Below are 18,665 nucleotides of genomic sequence, written 5' to 3'. Positions count from 1 at the left end.
GTGCAACGCAAGATACACAGTCTCACTGCCTTTTGAGATGATCTCGCAGCGGCCTCACCGAACCGTGAAGAGACCGGGATAACGGCAAAAACAAAAGAGCCCGCTCGAAAGCGGGCTCCCTGAGATGCGGATTGTAGCCGGTTCAGGCCCTGGCGCGTTCCAGCGACAGAGCGCCGGAGCCGAAAGCGGTCAGAAGAAGCAGGCCACCGGCCATGGAGAGGTTCTTCATGAACATGATGGTCTGCATCTGGTCGGAGAAGTCGAAATGCGCGACCAGACCGGAAGCAATGGAGAAGACCGCCAGAAGGAGGGCTGCGATGCGGGCCTGAAAGCCGACCAGAATGGCAAGGCCGCCAACGAGTTCGAGAAGGGCGACGAGCCAGGCGGTGACGACGGGCAGCGGCAGGCCGACCGCGCCGAAATAACCGGCAGTGCCGCCGATATCGGTGATCTTGCCGAAGCCGGACATGATGAAGATGACCGAAATCAGGATACGGCCGATGAGGATGATTGCGTTCTGGGACATTGCTGGGGTTCCATGTTTTTCAAACGATGCGTTGACGCTGATATACGCGACGCGATTGTGTAGAAAAACTGCCCCAGTGGTGACGCTGTGTTCTCAAAATAGACGACAATGAGCGCAAGCGCCGTGATCTCATTGCGGATCACCGGCCCGAAAATGCTTTGTTTTCAGGCCGGTGAGAGAGCTTAAGCGATCGGCGGCGATCAGGCCGGCGCGATCATCAGTTCCGGGCGCACGAGACGCTCATAGTCGTCCTCGGAAACGAGGCCGCTCTTGAGCGCTTCCTCGCGCAGCGTGGTGCCATGCTTGTGGGCCGACTTGGCGATTGCCGCCGCATTGTCATAACCGATGGCCGGAGCCAGCGCGGTGACCAGCATGAGCGAACGCTGCATCAGGTCGTCAATGCGGGTCTCGTCGGCCTCGATGCCCTTCACGCAATTGTCTGCGAAGGACTGCATGGCGTCGGTGAGAATGCGGATCGACTGCAGAACGGCATTGGCCACGACCGGCTTGAACACGTTGAGCTCGAAATGGCCCTGGCTTGCGGCGATGCTGACGGTGGTCTGGTTGCCCATCACCTGCGTGGCGACCATGGTCAGCGCCTCGGCCTGGGTCGGGTTCACCTTGCCGGGCATGATGGAGGAGCCGGGTTCGTTTTCCGGCAGCTTCAGTTCGCCAAGGCCCGAACGCGGGCCGGAGCCCAGGAAGCGGATGTCGTTGGCGATCTTGAAGAGATCGGCTGCCAGCGCGTTCAGCATGCCGTGGAAGGCGTTCAGCGCGCCATGGCTTGCCAGCGCCTCGAACTTGTTCTCGGCGGTGCGGAAGGGCAGGCCGGTGATCTTGGCAACCTTCTCGGCAAACGCCTTGTCAAAGCCGACGGGTGCGTTGAGGCCGGTGCCGACGGCGGTGCCGCCCTGCGCCAGCGCGTAGACGTCGGCGAGGCTCTCCTCGATCCGGCGCGCGCCGTATTTCAGCGCCGCCACATAGCCCGAGAACTCCTGGCCCAGCGTCAGCGGGGTGGCGTCCTGGGTGTGTGTGCGGCCGATCTTGACGATACCGTCAAAGGCCTTCGCCTTCTCGTCGAGCGCTTCGGTCAGATACTGCAGCGCCGGCAGAAGCTTCTCCGCTGCCTCGCGTCCCGCAGCAATGTGCATGGCGGTGGGGAAGGTGTCGTTGGAGGACTGACCCATATTGACGTGATCATTGGGGTGGACAGGCTTCTTGGAGCCCATCTCGCCGCCCAGGATCTCGATGGCGCGGTTGGAGATCACCTCATTGGTGTTCATGTTCGACTGGGTGCCGGAACCGGTCTGCCAGACGGACAGCGGAAAATGATCGTCGAGCTTGCCCTCGACCACTTCGCGGGCTGCCTGAACCATGGCTTCGCCCAGTTTGGGGTCGAGCTTGCCGTTTTCGATGTTGGCTTCGGCGGCTGCCTGCTTGACGATGCCAAGCGCATGCACGAGCGGCACCGGCATTTTCTCGGTGCCGATCTTGAAGTTGCCCAGCGACCGCTGCGTCTGCGCGCCCCAATAGCGGTCGGCGGCGACCTCAAGCGGGCCGAATGTATCTGTCTCGGTACGGGTCTTGGACATGCGATCGTGCTCCATTGTCAATTCGCGCGTCGGGAAGGGGGCAGCGGTGCTGATCCGGCTCTGCCCGAAAAGTGCTGCCGTTTAATGGCGCGGGCGAGGGGATTTGGCAATGGGCTGGCGGTCAGGCCGTGCGCTATCGACCGCCATTTTGACAAACTGTCCATTGCTCTTCTTTCCGGCGATGAATTATCACGCGCCATAAGGTCTCGCCCGGCGAGGCGGAATTTCGTTTTGTTTCATAATGAGTTGCTTGGGGACGACGTTTTGAAAGACCAGCATCATTCCCGGTTCTGGCGAACCGCCGGACCTCCCGTGGCTGCCGCCCTTCTGGCGGCTGCGGCACATTTTCACCTGATCGGCGAGAGCGGCTTTTACTTCATCCTTCCGGCAGCCGTTCTGCTGATCGCGACCGTTTTCTCATCCGTCCATTTCGCAGAGATCCTGTCGCTGCGTCTCGGTCAGCCCTTCGGCTCCGTCGTTCTGGCCGTGGCAGTGACCGTCATCGAGGCGTCGCTCATCATTTCGATGATGCTCTCGCCCTCGGAGGGTGACAGCACGGTGGCGCGCGACACGGTGTTCGCCACGGTGATAACCGTGCTCAACGGCGTGGTGGGGCTGTGCCTGCTCATTGGCGGATTGCGTCATCACGAGCAGTCCTTCCAGAGCCAGGGGGCGGTTGCCGCGTTCAGCGTCGTTGGCACGCTGGCCACGCTGACGCTGATCCTGCCCGACTTCACGCTGGCGGTGAAGGGGCCGTATTACTCGACCGTGCAGCTTGCCTTCGTCACGGTCGTCTCTCTGGTGCTCTATGGCGTCTTCCTGTTCGTGCAGACGGTCCGGCACCGGGGCGACTTTGTCGACATTGCCGTGGTGGATGAGGTGATGCACAGCCGTCCCACGGGGCGGCAGACTGCCGTCGCCGGCATCATGCTCGCGCTTTCCCTGCTGATGGTGATCGTGCTTGCAGAGGCGCTGGCGCACCCGCTGGAGCAGGGCGTGCGGGGGCTCGGTCTGGCAGAGGCGTTTGTCGGCCTGATCATCGCCGTTCTGGTGCTGCTGCCCGAAGGGGTGACGGCGCTGCGCGCGGCAGCCTCAAACCGTCTTCAGACCAGTCTCAATGTCGCCACCGGTTCGGCCATCGCCAGCGTGGGCCTGTCGATCCCCACCATCGCCGTCATGTCGATGTTTCTGGGCAAGCCGATCACGCTGGGGCTTGAGCCCGAGCACATCGTGCTTCTGGTTCTGACGCTCTTCGTCGGAACACTGACGCTCGCCACGGGCCGCACGACGATCATGCAGGGGGCGGTGCATCTGGTGATCTTCGCCTGTTTCGTGCTTCTGGCGGCGGTGCCCTGAGCACCCCCCCAAAAGACTGTCCCAAACAAAGAAGGGCGCCCCGAAAGGAGCGCCCTCTTTTGTCGTAGCGATGTGCGACTGGCTTAGAAGCCCATGCCGCCCATACCGCCCATGCCGCCCATGTCGCCGCCGGGCATTGCCGGAGCGTCCTTCTTGGGCAGCTCGGCAACCATGGCCTCGGTGGTGACGAGCAGGCCGGCAACCGAAGCGGCGTCCTGCAGCGCGGTGCGGACAACCTTCATCGGGTCGACGATGCCCATGGCGATCATGTCGCCATACTCACCGGTCTGGGCGTTGTAGCCGAAGGTAACACCCTCGTTCTCGAGGATCTTGCCGGCAACGATGGAGGACTCGGCGCCTGCGTTGGCAGCAATCTGGCGAACCGGAGCCTGAACGGCGCGGCGCACGATGTTGATGCCAGCGTCCTGGTCCGGGTTGTCGCCCTTCGCCTTGATCTGAGCGGATGCACGCAGAAGCGCGGTGCCGCCACCGGGGACGATGCCTTCCTCGACTGCAGCGCGGGTCGCGTTGAGCGCGTCGTCGACGCGGTCCTTGCGCTCCTTCACCTCGACCTCGGTCGAGCCGCCGACGCGGATCACGGCAACGCCGCCTGCGAGCTTCGCAAGGCGTTCCTGCAGCTTCTCGCGGTCGTAATCGGAAGAGGTCTCTTCGATCTGTGCCTTGATCTGGGCAACGCGGCCTTCGATCTCAGCCTTCTGACCTGCACCGTCAACGATGGTCGTGTTCTCCTTGGAGATCGCAACCTTCTTCGCGCGGCCGAGCATGTCGAGCGTGACGTTCTCAAGCTTGATGCCGAGGTCTTCGGAGATGACCTGGCCGCCGGTGAGGATCGCGATGTCCTCGAGCATGGCCTTGCGGCGGTCGCCGAAGCCCGGAGCCTTCACAGCAGCGATCTTCAGGCCGCCGCGCAGCTTGTTGACGACGAGCGTGGCCAGAGCCTCGCCTTCCACGTCTTCAGCAATGATGATGAGCGGCTTGGACGACTGAACGACCGATTCCAGAACCGGCAGCATGGCCTGCAGGTTGGAGAGCTTCTTCTCGTGGAGCAGGATGTATGCATCCTCGAGCTCGGCAATCATCTTCTCCGGGTTCGTAACGAAGTACGGGGAGAGGTAGCCGCGGTCGAACTGCATGCCCTCGACCACTTCAAGCTCGGTCTCGGCGGTCTTGGCTTCTTCGACGGTGATGACACCCTCGTTGCCGACCTTCTGCATGGCCTCGGCGATCATCTCGCCGATCTCTGCTTCACCGTTTGCGGAGATGGTGCCGACCTGGGCAACTTCACCGGAGGTGTTGATCTTCTTCGTGGAGGAAGAGAGGTACTCGACGACTTCGGCAACGGCCTTGTCGATACCGCGCTTCAGGTCCATCGGGTTCATGCCGGCGGCAACTGCCTTGGCGCCTTCCTGAACGATTGCCTGAGCGAGAACCGTAGCGGTCGTCGTGCCGTCACCAGCGATGTCGTTGGTCTTGGAAGCGACTTCGCGCACCATCTGTGCGCCCATGTTCTCGAACTTGTCCTCAAGCTCGATTTCCTTGGCAACCGTCACGCCGTCCTTGGTGATGCGCGGTGCGCCGAAGGACTTGTCGATGACAACGTTGCGGCCTTTCGGGCCGAGGGTCACCTTCACAGCGTCGGCGAGGATGTTCACGCCCTTGAGCATGCGCTCACGCGCGTCGCGGGCGAACTTTACTTCTTTTGCAGCCATATTTCTCTAGCTCCTGAGCTTCTGGAGAAACTCTGTTACCGTTTCGATCTGGTGGCGTGGGTTAGCCGATGATGCCCATGATGTCGGATTCCTTCATGATCAGGAGATCCTCGCCATTGAGCTTCACTTCGGTGCCGGACCACTTGCCAAACAGGACGCGGTCGCCTGCCTTGACGTCCAGCGCGACCAGCTTGCCAGCCTCGTCACGCGCACCGGAACCGACAGCGACGATCTCGCCTTCCTGCGGCTTTTCCTTGGCGGTGTCCGGGATGATGATGCCACCTGCGGTCTTTTCTTCAGACTCTACCCGGCGGACGACCACACGGTCATGAAGCGGGCGAAAGTTCGTGTTGGCCATGTTCTCTGAACCCTTGATTCGGATGATGAATTAGGCTTTTCCTCCGTCCGGCGGGTGCCGGACACGTCATTAGCACTCCCTCTTGGAGAGTGCTAACGCGGCTTTGAGATAGTAAGCGCCTGCTGGTGAGTCAAGATTTTCGATCGGGCTGAGCGACACAATTTTTGCGCTCGCCCGTCTTTATCGGAGGCTGGCAGGCAGGGATCGCGCTTCAGACGGGCCTGCGGAAGGCCTGCCGCTCCTTTTCCACCTCTGCGCGGCAGTCGCAGCCCTCTATGTGATCGTTGACGAGCCCCATCGCCTGCATGAAGGCGTAGACCGTGGTCGGGCCGACAAAGGACCAGCCTCTTTTCTTGAGATCTTTGGAAATCCGCGTCGAGATCTCGGTCTTGGGATTGGCGATGAGCGTCTTGTAGTCGACGATGTCGGGGCGTTCATCCGGCTGCGGCTCAAAGCTCCAGAAATAACGGGCGAGCGATCCTTCCTTCTCGCACACTTCAATGGCGCGCTGCGCATTGTTGATGGTGGAGCGGATCTTGCCGCCGTGGCGCACAATGCCGGCATTGACCAGAAGCCGTTCCACATCCTTCTCCGTAAAGCGGGCAACACGCTCGAAGTCGAACCCGTCGAAAGCTTCGCGGAAATTTTCGCGTTTGCGCAGGATGGTCAGCCAGGACAGGCCGGACTGGAAACCTTCGAGGCAGATCTTTTCGAACAGGCGGTGGTCGTTGCTCACGGGACGACCCCATTCGCGGTCGTGATACTCCAGATAGTCGGGCAGTTCGCCTGGCCAGAAGCAGCGGGTCTTGCCGTCGGCGCTCTGGATCAATCCCGTCTTCTCTTCGCTCATCTGCCTCGAAATCCTTTGGTTAATGTGAAATCAGCCCGGTTTAACGCAAAGTTCACCAGCATTCTGAACGTGCCGGTAACCACGCCAAATGGTTTTCACGAAACATGGCATTTTACGGACCTGGATTCACCATTCGGTTGCTGCTTGGAGTCAGCATCCTGACACGAACAAGCGCCTAGGTTGTGCTTGCTCATCGCCGCCACCCGTTTCCTGCAAACGATGTGGATACGTTAGTCAAAGACGAATGGTAGAGAGAAACTTGTCATGAAGTCGATGATGTCTGCGGCAGGCATTGCTGTCGCGCTGCTGTTTTCCTGGGGGGCGCATGCCCAGGACCGTTATGTGGAGCCGCCGCCGGTTCTCGTCAGTCCTGATCTTTCCGCGCCCTGGGTCATGCAGTTGCGTCGCGCACCTGTTCAGACCGCCCAGCGCTCACATCAGGCACAGGAGTACCGGACCTATCAGCGTGCGCGCAACACGCCGCGCCGCTCCAATGCCCGCCGCGATTATCAGGCGAACCGGCAGCGTGTCGTCGTGCCCGCGCCCAGCCTACAGGCGGCTCCCGGGCAGCAGGTCGCCTACACGCCGCGGGCCAGCGAGCGCGCCTGGCGCATGAGCGATCCGAAATGGCTGCCACAGATCGTCGACTATCGCACCAGCCAGGCGCCGGGCACGATCGTGGTCGATACCAAGCAGCGCTTTCTCTATCTCGTCATGAAGGGCGGGAAGGCGAAGCGCTACGGCGTCGGCGTGGGCAAGGAAGGCTTTGGCTGGACGGGAACGGAAACCGTTTCCCAGAAGCGTCAGTGGCCGGACTGGCGGCCGCCTGCCGAAATGATCGCCCGTGAGCGGGCGAAGGGGCGCATCCTGCCGGCGCATATGAAGGGCGGACCGGCCAACCCGCTGGGCGCGCGCGCGCTCTATCTCGGATCGACGCTTTACCGCATTCACGGCACCAACGCGCCGTGGACCATCGGGCGCGCCGTTTCATCCGGCTGCATCCGCATGCGCAATGAGGATGTGATCGAGCTTTACGAGAGCATTCCGGTCGGCGCCAAAGTGGTGGTTATCTGACCGGCAGAGCATCGGATTGCTCCGATGCTCCTCAGGAATGGGGGACGCCTGGCAAGGGGGCTGCCGGGTTCATGGAGAAGGGCGGTGCTTGGGGGAGCATCGCCCTTTTCTCATTCAGCGGCAGTCATTGCCCCAGTCGCGGCCCCAGTCTCTGCCGATGTCTCTGCCGCTGGCGCGCTGACATCGCGAATGCCGGCCGGTTTCGGGCCGCCATAGGCCCAGTCCAGAAGCTCCACCGTATGCGCGATAGGCGTGTCGGTGCCGGAGCCGATCTGGGTCATGCAGCCGATATTGCCGGTGGCGATCACGGACGCGCCGGTGGCCTCGATGTTCGAGACCTTGCGGTCGCGCAGTTTCGCGGCGATCTCCGGCTGGAGAATGTTGTAGGTGCCCGCCGAACCGCAGCACAGATGCCCCTCGCGCGGCTCGCGCACCACAAAGCCGGCATTGCGCAGGAGTTCGCGCGGCTGGCGGGTGATCTTCTGCCCGTGCTGCATGGAGCAGGCGGAGTGATAGGCGACCGTGATGCCGGGCGCGATCATCGGCTCCGGCAGGTCGAGCGTTGCAAGATATTCGGTGATGTCTTTGGCAAGTGCGGCCACGCGGGCTGCCTTGTCAGCATAGTCCGGATCAAGCCGCAGCATGTGGCCGTAATCCTTGACGGTGGTGCCGCAGCCGGACGCGGTGATGACGATCGCATCAAGCCCGCCGCCTTCGATCTCGCGCATCCATGCGTCGACATTGCGCCGCGCCGCTTCAAGCGCCGCGTCTTCCTTGCCCATATGGTGCACCAGCGCGCCGCAGCAGCCTTCGCCTTCGGGGTTCTGCACCGTCTCGACGCCGAGGCGTGCGAGCAGCCGGGCCGTTGCCGCATTGATGCCCGGATCAAGCACGGATTGCGCGCAGCCGGTCAGAAGCGCGATGCGGCCACGCTTCTCTCCCGAGACGGTCACGTGCTCGTCTTTTGCCTGCGGCAGGCTTCCCGGAGCCAGATCGAGCATGGCCGCGACAGGCTTCATGCCCGGAACCCTGCGAAAGAGGCCCGCAAAGGGACGCCCGACGCGGGCTAGCTTCAGCGCCGCGCGGAAGCGTGCGGGATAGGGCAGGATCTGCGCCAGAAGGGAGCGGGTCAGCCGGTCGAGCAAAGGCCGGCGATAGGTCTTTTCGATATGCGTCCGCGCGTGATCCACCAGATGCATGTAGTTCACGCCGGAAGGGCAGGTGGTCATGCAGGCAAGGCACGAAAGGCAACGGTCGACATGGGTGACGATTTCCCGGTCGGCCGCCCGGCCATTTTCCAGCATGTCCTTGATCAGGTAGATGCGCCCGCGCGGACTGTCGAGCTCATTGCCGAGCGTGACATAGGTCGGGCAGGTGGCCGTGCAGAAGCCGCAATGCACGCATTTGCGCAGGATCGATTCCGCCTCCGCGACATGCGGATCGGAAAGCTGCTCAGGGGTGAAATTGGTCTGCACGGCGCGCCTTCTGGAGCATCGGACCGAAAAGTGGAAACCGGTTTTCGGCTATTCCGATGCTCTCTCCATGGTTTGGATCGTCCTTTATGCGTCCGGATGGACGCCTGGCGATCTAGTATGCGTCCGGATGGACGCAGGGGCGATCTAGATCAGCCAGCTTTGCGGGTTCTTGATCGGTTCGTTGCGGCCCACCGCCTGCAGGCCGATGACGCAGCGCACCACGGCCCAGATTGCGACCGCAATCATCAGCAGGAAGCCGATGCCGATCACCATCAGCAGCGCGGAAACGAAGCCGAAGAGCAGGCCGATCCAGAAGGTGCGGATGGCCCAGGTGTAGTGGGTTTCCACCCAGCCGGTTGCCTTGCCGCGGTTCAGATAGGCAAGCACGATGCCCACCAGGGTGGATATGCCGATCACGAAGCCGACAAGATAGAGAATGTAGATGACCTGCACATTGGTTGGCCCCGGCTCGAGCCAGCCATCTGATTTGCGGTCTTCATTCTGTTGTGGTTGCATATCGCTCATGTTTTTCGCCCTCGTTGCGTTTCGGCGGCAATCTATCACGGGTTCAGGTGAAATCCATGCGACCGGGGTTGAGGATTTTCTGAGGATCGAACTGTTCTTTCAGGCGCGCTGAAAGGGCGGCAAGCGGGGCCGGCTGAGGCTCGAAAACCGGCGTCGCAGCGCGTATTGCAAGCGGCGCGCGCACCAGCGTTGCATGGCCACCGCCGAGATGAGCGATCATCTTGCGCAGGATCTCCGCTTCGGGATCCGCTTCCATGCGCATCCAGATCAGGCCGCCCTGCCAGTCATAATAGACATTGGCGCCGGCAGCGCGCCGGAAGGCGTCCACCAACTCGTGGCCGCGCGACGGCGTGACCGAGACCCGCCAGACCGGGGCCGGCGAGCCGTCCGCAAAGGGATGGCCGTCGCGGATTTCGCGCCACAGCCTGCGCGAAGCAGCTTCATCGAGCGTCCCGGCGCTTCCATGGTTGCCCAGAAGCCGCGACAGAAGGTCGATGCGATAGGCAACCGAAGGGCCGAACCCTTCCACCCGCAGCACGGTCTGCCCGCCTCCGGAAAACCCGCCATCAATGAAGCGGCCCACCACGCCTTCTGGCAGATGGGCAGCGCCCGAAACCTCGGCGCTCGACCCCATGGCGATGGCCATGGCCTGCGTCGCCGCCGCATCGTCCAGCCCGGCGATGCAGAAGGTCGTTTCCGTTTCGGCAGCCGGCAGAACTTTCATGGTGATGTCGGTTGCCACCGCCAGCGTGCCCCAGGAGCCGGCGAGCCCCTTGGAGAGGTCGTAGCCGGTCACGTTCTTCACCACGCGCCCGCCCGATTTGAAGCCCTCGCCACGGCCCGAAACCGCATGAACGCCAAGCACGTGGTCGCGCGCGGCGCCCGCCTTGAGGCGGCGCGGACCGGCAAGATTGGCCGCAAGCAGTCCGCCCAGCGTGCCGCGTCCCGGCTCCCCGCCAAAAAGCGGGCCGTAATCCATGGGCTCGAAGGCGAGTTCCTGATTGTGCTCGCGAAGCAGCGCCTCGATCTCGGCAACGGGCGTGCCCGCACGGGCCGAGAGCACCAGCTCTTCCGGCTCGTAAAGCGTCACGCCCGTCAGCTTTGACAGGTCGAGTGTGTGCGCCGTCTGCACCGGCTGGCCGATGCCGCGTTTCGATCCATGGCCGACCACCTCAAGCGGCGCTTCTTCCGAAACGGCCCAGCGCACCGTCTCCAGAACCTCTTCGGCAGTGTTGGGCAGAAAAACGGTCACGGCGACACACTCCCGAAAAGGGCCGGGCAGGGCCGGATGCCGGCGCCTGCGTCAAACAATTCCATGAAGGCCATGCTCAGAACCGCTCCAGTTCCGGAAACGGCATCTGGCCGCGATGAATGTGCATGCGGCCAAGCTCGGCGCAGCGATGCAATTGCGGAAACACCTTGCCCGGGTTCAGAAGGTGGCCCGGATCGAACGCGCATTTCACGCGGATCTGCTGGTTCAGATCATCTTCGGTGAACATTTCCGGCATCAGGTCGCGCTTCTCCACGCCGACGCCGTGCTCTCCGGTCAGAACCCCGCCCACCTCGACGCAGAGGCGCAGAATGTCCGCGCCGAAATCCTCGGCCTTCTCCAGTTCGCCCGGCCTGTTGGCGTCATAGAGAATGAGCGGATGAAGATTGCCGTCGCCGGCATGGAACACATTGGCGACGCGCAGCCCGTATTTTTCAGACAGCGCGCGCATGCCTGCCAGAACCCGTGGCAATTGTTTGCGGGGGATCGTGCCGTCCATGCAGTAATAATCAGGCGAGATGCGGCCCACCGCCGGGAAGGCAGCCTTGCGCCCGGCCCAGAACACGGCGCGTTCCTCGTCGGACGTGGAGGCGCGGCTGGTGGTCGCGCCGTTCTGGCGGGCAATCGTTTCCACCCGGTCGATCAGGTGGTCGACTTCTGCCTGCGGTCCATCAAGTTCGACAATCAGAAGCGCTTCAACATCGAGCGGATAACCCGCATGAACAAAGTCCTCGGCGGCGCGGATGGCCGGGCCGTCCATCATCTCCATCCCGCCTGGAATGATGCCCGCACCGATGATCTCGGCCACGCACTGGCCCGCTTCCTCGCTCGAGGGAAAGCCGATCAGAAGCGCGCGCGCCGTCTCCGGCTTCTGCAGAATGCGCACGGTCACCTCGGTCACCACACCGAGCAGGCCTTCCGAGCCGGTCATCAGGCCGAGCAGGTCATAGCCCTCGGCATCCAGATGCTTGCCGCCGAGCCGGATCACGTCGCCATTCATCAGCACCATCTCGATGCCCAGAACATTGTTGGCGGTCAAACCGTATTTCAGGCAGTGCACGCCGCCGGAATTCTCCGCCACATTGCCGCCGACGGAGCAGGCGATCTGCGAAGAGGGGTCCGGCGCATAATAAAAGCCCGCCTGCTCGACCGCGTGGGTGATGCCCAGATTGGTGACGCCCGGCTGCGCAGCCACGGCGCGGTTGGCGTAATCGATGTCGAGAATGCGGTTGAAACGGCTCATCACCAGAAGCACCGCGTCTTCAAGCGGCAGCGCCCCACCGGAAAGCGAGGTGCCCGAGCCGCGCGGCACGACGCGAATATCGCGCTCATGGCAATATTTCAGGATGCGCGACACCTGCGCTGTCGTTTCGGGCAGGACAACGACAAGCGGCATCTGGCGATAGGCGGTCAGCCCGTCGCTCTCGAAGGCGCGCATTTCGTTCTGTGCATCCACCACGCCCTCGCCGGGCACGATGATGCGCATGTCGGCAATGATTTCCGCACGCTTCTTCAGGGTTGCCGCATTCGCCTGCGGCATTTTCAGGCCGGACATCAGAACTCCCTCACTGGTTCATTCAATTTACCAGTGTGTTGATGGTTCTGTAAATGCTGCTTGGAAAGCGTGCCTGCGTCAATCCGCCTCGGTGCCGATGCTGGCGTCCTCGCGGGCGTGGTGGCGGCGAATGCGCCGCACCAGAAGCCAGATGCACAAAACGGCCACGGGAACGGCGGCGGCGGTGATGACCTCGCTCGAAATGCCGGGGAGCGCGGGCTTTGCGCCCTTGGCCACATAGCCGACCAGCCCCACCACATAATAGGAGATGGCAGCCACGGAGAGGCCTTCCACCGTCTGCTGCAGGCGAAGCTGCAATTGCGCACGGCGGTTCATGGAGGCGAGCAGATCGCGGTTCTGGCGCTCGACTTCCACGTCCACCCAGCTTCTGAGCAGGTTTGCGGCGCGCGTCAGCTTGCGCGAAAGATTGGCCTGGCGCTCTTCCACCGAGCGGCAGGTGCGCATGGCGGGTGCAACGCGGCGCTGCAGAAAGGCGGCCCAGGTTTCGTAGCCGGCCATGGGGGCTTCGCTCAGCGTCTCGAGCCGCTCCTCGACAATGCCGTGATAGGCGCGGCTTGCGCCAAAGCGATAGAGGCTGGCGGCGGCGTCCGCTTCCAGCTCGGCTGCAAGTTCCGTCAGTTCGCCCAGAAGCTCCTGGCTGTCATGCCTGTCGCGCTGGCGCATGCGCGCGGTCAGCGCGGCCAGCTGGTCTTCCATGCGGCGCAGGCGCGGCGACAGCGATTGCGCCAGCGGCAGGCCAAGCATGGCGAGCGTGCGATAGGTCTCGATGTCGATCAGGCGCTGCGAGAGCGCGCCGATACGGGCCGGGGCGAGATCCTTTTCGAGGATCAGGATGCGGGTCAGCCCGTCGCCATCCTGCCGGAAATCCGTGGCCACGGCAGCGCGTCCGCCTTCCACCACCGAATAGCCAAGGCTTGCCGGATCGAAGGCGCTGACCAGCTTTTCCGTCGCGCTCGTCCATTTGCGGATCTCCACGCGCGTGCCGGAAATGGCCGTGCCGGGCGGGCTGAAGCCGTTGCCGAAGGGGGATTCCTCAAGCGGCTTGCCGGTGCGCGGCGAAATCGGGCAATCCCACTGATAGCTCGAAAATTCCGTGTGGCGCTCCCAGCGCAGCGTGCCCTTGCCCCACTTCATGGCGTGGTGGCGCGCATTGGTCTGTGGCGGGGCCACGCCAAGCCGGCGCGACAGATCGGCAAGCACGGCCTGATCCACCGCCGAGCCGCCTTCGGTCATGAAGGAGAGCTGGATGATCAGTCGCGGGGCTTCCAGAAGCGCGTGCGGGCGCGCATGCACTTCGCCCAGCGCGCCAGCGCGCCCGTCATGGGCGGGAAAGCCCAGAACGCTGCCGGTCACCAGTGTTTCGAGAGACGATTCCCCAGTCTTGTCTTTCCCGGTCTTGTCTTGCCTTGTCTTGTCTGCGCCTATCGCGACAAGCTGTTCCCCATTTTCTTGGCTCATTGCGCCTTGCCGTCTGCATCAGGATGGACCTTTTGCAAGTATGCTACCGGCTTTGCACAGGGCGCAATGCGCGAATGCCATTGGCTGATAGTCTAATTATTGGACAAAGAAATTGACCAGTTTGACGGGCTTGCGTTATTCTCCGTCTCACGAAAGCGTTTGAGCGCCGAGAACGGCAGACGAAAACGGCACACGAGAACGGCAAGGGCCGGTGGAAGCAGTTTTTTCCAGAATTGAGCATGCCCGCACGGCGGATGGCGTCATCCGGCAGATCGAGACGCTGATCCTCGAAGGCGTTCTGCGCGATGGCGACAGGCTGCCGGGCGAGCGCGATCTTGCGCGTCAGCTCGACGTGTCGCGTCCGATCCTGCGTGAAGCGCTGAAGATGCTTGAAGAGCGCGGCCTGATCCTCACCCGCCATGGCGGCGGCACCTATGTGGCAGATATTATCGGGCAGGTTTTCACCACGCCGGTGCGCGAACTCATCGCCACCCATCGCAAGGCGACTGCCGATTATCTGGAATATCGCCGTGAGATGGAGGCCGTCGCCGCCGAGTTTGCGGCGCGGCGCGCGACGCCGGAGGATCTGGTTCTCCTGCAGGCCATCATGAAGCGCATGGATGCGGCGCATGCTTCTGAGGATTTCGAGGCGGAAGCGGCTTGCGATGTCGAGTTTCACAATGCGGTGGGCGAGTGTGCGCATAACATCGTGCTCCTGCACACGCTGCGCGCCTGCTACCGGCTTCTGTCGGATGGCGTGTTTCTGAACCGCGCCCGCATTTACGAGCTGCCGGATGCGCGCAACACGCTGCTTGCCCAGCACCGGGCGATCCATGACGCGATTGTTGCGGGAAATCCCGAGGCAGCGCGTGCGGCTGCGGTCGCGCATATCGATTTCGTCGAAAAAGCCACCTTTCAGGCCGAGCGATCGGGCGACTGGCAGCGCATCTCGCGGCTGCGTCTCCATCAACGCGGCGGAGAGGTTGCGGAACAATGAGCAAGCCAACCGGCCCTGCCGAACAATTCAAGCCAGCGAAAGAAGAACCGTTGAAAGAAGAAAGCACCTCACCGAAGCGCGTCGGCCTGTTCGTCACCTGCCTGGTGGACCTGTTCAGGCCAAGCGTCGGCTTTGCCGCCGTGAAGCTGCTGGAAGACGCCGGCTGCACCGTCGAGGTGCCCATGGCGCAAACCTGCTGCGGCCAGCCGGCCTATAATTCCGGCGACAGGGAAGACGCAGCCGCCATTGCGCGCCAGACCATCGAGGCCTTCGAGGATTTCGATTATGTGGTCGCGCCTTCGGGCTCCTGCGCCGGCATGCTCAAGAAGCATTATCCCGCGCTCCTCAAGGGCACGCCCTTCGAGGCGCGGGCCGAAGCCTTTTCGGGCCGGGTGCATGAGCTGGTGAGCTTTCTGGTCGATGTGCTGGGCGTCGCCTCGGTGCCGGTCAGCCATGAGGGCAGCGTCACCTATCACGATTCTTGTTCGGGCCTGCGCGAGCTTGGCATCCGCGCGCAGCCGCGCCAGCTTCTGTCTTCCATCGAGGGGCTGGAACTGAAGGAGATGCAGAACCCGGATGTCTGCTGCGGTTTCGGCGGCACGTTCTGCGTCAAATATCCCGACATCTCTAACAAGATCGTTGAGGAAAAGACGGCCAGCATCGAGGGAGCCGAGGCGGGCACGCTGCTCGCGGGTGATCTGGGCTGTCTCATGAACATGGCAGGCAAGCTGCACCGTCAGCGCAGCAAGGTTGAGGTTCGTCACGTGGCCGAGGTTCTGGCCGGCATGACCGACAAGCCGGCAATCGGCGGGGGAGGACGCTGATGGAGGTACAGTCTCCACAGTTCAAGGAAAAAGCGCGCAAGGCAATGGCCGACGAGCAGTTGCAGCGCGCCATGGGCAAAGCCAAGGTCGGCTTTGTCTCCAAGCGCAAGAAGGCGGTCGACGCACTGCCGGAATTCGACGAGCTGCGCTCCTCGGCGCGCGCGATCAAGGATCACACGCTCGAGCATCTCGACCTTTATCTGGAAGCCTATGAGCGCAAGGTGATTGCGTCGGGCGGTCGGGTGCACTGGGCCGAAACGGCCGAGGATGCCCGTCAGGCGGTGCTCAGCATCTGCCGGGCGGCCGGTGCGCGCACGGTTACCAAGGGCAAGTCGATGATCACGGAGGAGATCGCGCTCAACGATTTCCTCGAAAAGGAAGGCGTGCGCCCGGTCGAAACGGATCTGGGCGAATACATCATTCAGCTTCGCGGCGAGCATCCGAGCCACATCATCGGCCCGGCGCTGCATTTGAACAAGGAACAGGTGGAAGAAGATTTCCGCCGCGTTCACACAGAGCTTCCGCCGGAGCGCGACCTGTCGCAGCCCGAATCCCTGCTCGGCGAGGCGCGAAACATCCTGCGGCCGCAGTATTTTCAGGCCGATGTCGGCATCACGGGCGCCAATTTCCTGGTGGCCGAAACCGGCACGTCGATCATTGTCACCAATGAGGGCAATGGCGATCTGACACAGACGCTGCCGCGCATTCACATCGTCGTCGCCTCCATTGAGAAGGTGGTGCCGACGCTGGAAGATGCGAGCCAGATCCTGCGCGTGCTCGCCCGTTCGGCCACCGGTCAGGACATGAGCGTCTACACCACGCTCTCCACCGGGCCGCGCCGCCCGGACGATCCCGACGGGCCGGACGAATATCACGTCATCCTGCTCGACAATGGGCGCTCCTCCATGCTCGGCACGGAGTTTCATGAGATGCTGCGCTGCATTCGCTGCGGCGCGTGCATGAACCATTGTCCGGTCTATCACGCGGTCGGCGGCCATGCGTATGGCTGGGTCTATCCGGGGCCGATGGGCTCGGTGCTCACGCCCTCGCTTGTGGGCGTCGACAAGGCGGGGCATCTGCCCAACGCCTCGACCTTCTGCGGGCGCTGCGAATCCGTCTGCCCGATGCAGATCCCGCTGCCGCGCATGATGCGCAACTGGCGCGAGCGCGAGTTCGAGCGGGGGCTCAACCCGGCGGCGCAGCGCTTCGGCCTCGGCTTCTGGGCGTTCTTCGCCCGCCGGCCGAAGCTCTATCGTCTGGCTGCGTCGATGGCGATCCCGACGCTTTCGGGATTTGCCGGGCGGCGCGGCTGGTTCCGGTCGCTGCCCTTTGCAGGCGGCTGGACGCGGCACCGCGATCTGCCAGCGCCCGAAAGCCGCACCTTCATGCAGCAATGGCGCGACCGCGAGGCCGGCAAATCTGAAAGGAGCGCGGTATGAGTGCGCGCGAAGCCATTTTGGGCAAGCTGCGTTCGGCAGCGTCCGTTTCCGCCAGCGATCATGCGCGGCGCGAAGCCGTTGAAAAGCGCCTTTCCAAGCCGCCCCGCGGGCTGATCCCGGCGCGCGGTCAGCTGGAAGGCGAGGCGCGCATCGCGCTGTTCTGCAGCATGGCCGAGGCCGTGACGGCCACCGTCGAGCGGGTCGGCAGCGCCGATGACGTGCCGAAAGCCGTCACCCATTACCTGCGCTCCAGGAACCTTGCGCCCAGCGTGCGCATGGGCGACGACAAGCGCCTCAAACGCATGGACTGGGCGAGCCAGAAGTCCCTTGAGGTGAAGCACGGGCGCGCCGAGCCGCAGGATGAAGTGGGCGTCAGCCACGCACTCGCCGGCATTGCGGAAAGCGGCACGCTTGCCCTGCCTTCGGGCAAGGATAATCCCACGACGGTCAATTTTGTGCCCGATCACCATGTCATCGTCGTTGATGCGAAGGACATTGCCGGCGATCTTGAAACGGTGATTTCCCGCGTGCGGCGCAAATACGGCAGAGGTGAAATGCCCAGGGTTCTCAATCTCATCACCGGGCCATCGCGGTCGGGCGATATCGAGCAGACCATGCTGCTTGGCGCGCACGGTCCGCGCGCCCTGCACATCATCGTCGTCGACGGGTGATCCATGGCGGTCGGGGTCTCCTGCAATGAGGCTTCGACGCCGGAGGGCATGCGCCTTTATGCGGTGGGTGACATTCACGGCCGGCATGATCTGTTGGCCGCGATGCATGCGCGGCTCATGGAGGAAATTCTCCATGACAGGCCTGCCGACTGGCGCATCATCTATCTGGGCGACTACGTGGATCGCGGCTCCAATTCGCGCGGGGTGCTCGAATATCTCGCCAATCTGCGCGAGAGCGACCCGCGTGTCATCGCGCTTGCCGGCAATCATGATGTGGGGTTCCTCGACTTCCTGTCGAACCCCGATCCGTTCGGTCTCTTCTCCTGCCATGGCGGGTTCGAGACGGCGCTTTCCTATGGCGTGGAAATCGACCTGACCTCACGCGAAGCGATGGAGCCGGGGCATGCCGCCCTTGTGCGCGCGGTGCCGCAGCGCCACAGGGCCTTGCTCGCGACCCTGCCATATTCCGTTTCGTTCGGTGATTTCTTCTTCTGCCACGCCGGCATTCGTCCGGGCGTACCGCTGGAAGATCAGACGCCCGACGACCTCACCTGGATCAGGCGTGCATTTCACGCGCATGAGGGGCTGCACCCCAAGCTCATTGTACACGGGCACACGCCGGTGCGCGCGCCGGAGATTTGCAGCAACAGGGTCAATCTCGACACGGGCGCATGGCACACCGGTCGGTTGACGGCTCTCAGAATGGAGGGGCGGGAGAAAGTGCTGATCGAGGCCGCCTGTTGAGGAAGGCGGCCTGTGGGATCACGACTGAGCGCGCTGTTTGGCTGCGCTCAGATTGAAGTCTAGTCGACAGCGGTGGAGATGCCGTAGCCATCCACGGGATGGTGGTCGCCGGTGGCGCCTGCCGAAAGGAGTCTTGCTCCAATCAGTGTGAACGCTGAAACGGTAATCAGAAACACGACAGTTGCACGCCCGATTGTCAT

The 18,665-nt window shown here is 63.0% G+C and carries 18 protein-coding genes; 7 read left to right on the top strand and 11 right to left on the bottom strand.

The genetic code is table 11. From position 1 onward, the window contains the following. Positions 1–142: 142 nt before the first annotated feature. Both AC4PTT_RS16680 and fumC read right to left on the bottom strand, forming a co-directional pair. Complete coding sequence (locus AC4PTT_RS16680; RefSeq protein ID WP_113154275.1) at positions 143–526, bottom strand: DoxX family protein; 384 nt, start codon at positions 524–526, stop codon at positions 143–145. Between the two features lie 200 nt (positions 527–726). Then, positions 727–2,118, bottom strand: a complete 1,392-nt coding sequence (gene fumC, locus AC4PTT_RS16675; protein WP_206544676.1) for a class II fumarate hydratase — start codon at positions 2,116–2,118, stop codon at positions 727–729. A 312-nt stretch (positions 2,119–2,430) separates the two neighbouring features. Here fumC and AC4PTT_RS16670 point away from each other — a divergent pair, with 312 nt between their 5' ends. After that, positions 2,431–3,474 carry a calcium:cation antiporter gene (locus AC4PTT_RS16670; protein ID WP_224873266.1) on the top strand — a complete coding sequence of 348 codons (1,044 nt, stop codon included), beginning with the start codon at positions 2,431–2,433 and terminating at the stop codon, positions 3,472–3,474. A gap of 83 nt (positions 3,475–3,557) precedes the next feature. Here AC4PTT_RS16670 and groL read toward each other — a convergent pair whose 3' ends face one another. The 3 genes from groL to AC4PTT_RS16655 all read right to left on the bottom strand — a co-directional run bounded on the left by groL (position 3,558) and on the right by AC4PTT_RS16655 (position 6,436). Beyond that, the gene (gene groL, locus AC4PTT_RS16665; protein ID WP_206544678.1) at positions 3,558–5,204 is read right to left on the bottom strand and encodes a chaperonin GroEL; all 1,647 of its coding nucleotides are present in this window, start codon (positions 5,202–5,204) and stop codon (positions 3,558–3,560) included. Positions 5,205–5,265: 61 nt separating this feature from the next. Next, positions 5,266–5,562, bottom strand: a complete 297-nt coding sequence (gene groES, locus AC4PTT_RS16660) for a co-chaperone GroES (RefSeq protein ID WP_113154278.1) — start codon at positions 5,560–5,562, stop codon at positions 5,266–5,268. 211 nt (positions 5,563–5,773) lie between these two features. Next, positions 5,774–6,436, bottom strand: a complete 663-nt coding sequence (locus AC4PTT_RS16655; protein WP_492162621.1) for a DNA-3-methyladenine glycosylase I — start codon at positions 6,434–6,436, stop codon at positions 5,774–5,776. A 240-nt stretch (positions 6,437–6,676) separates the two neighbouring features. On the opposite strand from AC4PTT_RS16655, the gene AC4PTT_RS16650 reads away from it, so the two are divergent. Continuing rightward, on the top strand, positions 6,677–7,486 hold the full coding sequence (locus AC4PTT_RS16650) for a L,D-transpeptidase (RefSeq protein ID WP_492161686.1): 810 nt from the start codon (positions 6,677–6,679) through the stop codon (positions 7,484–7,486). 110 nt (positions 7,487–7,596) lie between these two features. Here AC4PTT_RS16650 and glcF read toward each other — a convergent pair whose 3' ends face one another. The 5 genes from glcF to AC4PTT_RS16625 form a co-directional block, all read right to left on the bottom strand. After that, complete coding sequence (glcF, locus tag AC4PTT_RS16645; protein ID WP_492161685.1) at positions 7,597–8,961, bottom strand: glycolate oxidase subunit GlcF; 1,365 nt, start codon at positions 8,959–8,961, stop codon at positions 7,597–7,599. A gap of 144 nt (positions 8,962–9,105) precedes the next feature. After that, positions 9,106–9,486, bottom strand: a complete 381-nt coding sequence (locus tag AC4PTT_RS16640; RefSeq protein WP_492161684.1) for a DUF4870 family protein — start codon at positions 9,484–9,486, stop codon at positions 9,106–9,108. Between the two features lie 43 nt (positions 9,487–9,529). Then, positions 9,530–10,738, bottom strand: a complete 1,209-nt coding sequence (gene glcE / locus AC4PTT_RS16635; RefSeq protein WP_492161683.1) for a glycolate oxidase subunit GlcE — start codon at positions 10,736–10,738, stop codon at positions 9,530–9,532. A gap of 76 nt (positions 10,739–10,814) precedes the next feature. After that, positions 10,815–12,311, bottom strand: a complete 1,497-nt coding sequence (locus AC4PTT_RS16630; protein ID WP_492161682.1) for an FAD-linked oxidase C-terminal domain-containing protein — start codon at positions 12,309–12,311, stop codon at positions 10,815–10,817. 78 nt (positions 12,312–12,389) lie between these two features. Further along, entirely contained in the window at positions 12,390–13,790 is a 1,401-nt protein-coding gene (locus AC4PTT_RS16625; protein ID WP_222473815.1) for a DUF3422 family protein, read from the bottom strand. Between the two features lie 211 nt (positions 13,791–14,001). Between AC4PTT_RS16625 and AC4PTT_RS16620 the strand changes: the two genes are divergently transcribed. The 5 genes from AC4PTT_RS16620 to AC4PTT_RS16600 are packed head-to-tail and all read left to right on the top strand — an operon-like array spanning position 14,002 to position 18,465. Then, positions 14,002–14,787, top strand: a complete 786-nt coding sequence (locus AC4PTT_RS16620) for an FCD domain-containing protein (protein ID WP_206544682.1) — start codon at positions 14,002–14,004, stop codon at positions 14,785–14,787. Between the two features lie 50 nt (positions 14,788–14,837). After that, positions 14,838–15,611, top strand: coding sequence for a (Fe-S)-binding protein (locus AC4PTT_RS16615; RefSeq protein ID WP_492161681.1), 774 nt, complete (start codon positions 14,838–14,840; stop codon positions 15,609–15,611). Then, a complete protein-coding gene (locus AC4PTT_RS16610) occupies positions 15,611–17,050 on the top strand; it encodes a LutB/LldF family L-lactate oxidation iron-sulfur protein (protein ID WP_492161680.1) in 1,440 nt (479 codons plus the stop codon). Before AC4PTT_RS16615 ends, AC4PTT_RS16610 begins: the two co-directional genes overlap by 1 nt. Beyond that, a complete protein-coding gene (locus AC4PTT_RS16605) occupies positions 17,047–17,721 on the top strand; it encodes a LutC/YkgG family protein (protein ID WP_492161679.1) in 675 nt (224 codons plus the stop codon). Before AC4PTT_RS16610 ends, AC4PTT_RS16605 begins: the two co-directional genes overlap by 4 nt. A 3-nt stretch (positions 17,722–17,724) precedes the next feature. Then, a complete protein-coding gene (locus AC4PTT_RS16600; protein WP_297562429.1) occupies positions 17,725–18,465 on the top strand; it encodes a metallophosphoesterase family protein in 741 nt (246 codons plus the stop codon). Between the two features lie 59 nt (positions 18,466–18,524). On the opposite strand, the gene AC4PTT_RS16595 is transcribed toward AC4PTT_RS16600, so the two are convergent. Next, complete coding sequence (locus AC4PTT_RS16595; RefSeq protein ID WP_206547124.1) at positions 18,525–18,665, bottom strand: hypothetical protein; 141 nt, start codon at positions 18,663–18,665, stop codon at positions 18,525–18,527.

Source organism: Nitratireductor sp. WH36-1 (genome assembly GCF_058725515.1).
Note: the sequence above shows the minus strand (reverse complement) of the source record. Positions and strands in the feature narration are given on the sequence as shown.